General features: G+C 65.6%; 1 protein-coding gene. It reads left to right on the forward strand.

Annotation, left to right across the window (positions count from 1 at the left end; genetic code table 11):
- Positions 1-11 precede the first annotated feature (11 nt).
- On the forward strand, positions 12-424 hold a 413-nt coding region (locus tag ACTJLF_RS34730), incomplete at its 3' end, for a condensation domain-containing protein (protein ID WP_440884918.1).

A 424-nucleotide genomic window follows, 5' to 3' on the forward strand; every position in this document is an offset into this window, starting at 1 on the left:
TGCAGGAGGGGATGCTGTTCCACCACCTGCTGCAGACGCAAGGGGATGCGTACATCACCTCGCACGCGCTGGGGTTCGACAGCCGGGAACGGCTGGAGGGGTTCGTGCAAAGCTTCAACCGCGTGATCGAGCGGCACGACATCCTGCGCACGGCGGTGCTGTGGGAGGGGCTGAAGGAGCCGGTGCAGGTGGTGCAGCGGCATGCCAAGCTCGAGCTGCAGTGGCTCGAAGAAGACGGATCGAATGCAGCAGACGTCCCCGCCCAGCTTCAGGCCCACGTCGACCCCGCGCACTACCGCATCGACGTGCAACAAGCTCCGATGATTCATGCGATCGCAGCGCACGACCCGGCCCAGGGTCGCTGGCTGCTGCAGCTGCCCAGCCACCACATGGTGCTGGACCACACGACGCTGGACTTCCTGGT

The sequence above is a fragment of the Variovorax sp. 22077 genome (assembly GCF_052044195.1).
Taxonomy (GTDB): domain Bacteria; phylum Pseudomonadota; class Gammaproteobacteria; order Burkholderiales; family Burkholderiaceae_C; genus Variovorax; species Variovorax atrisoli.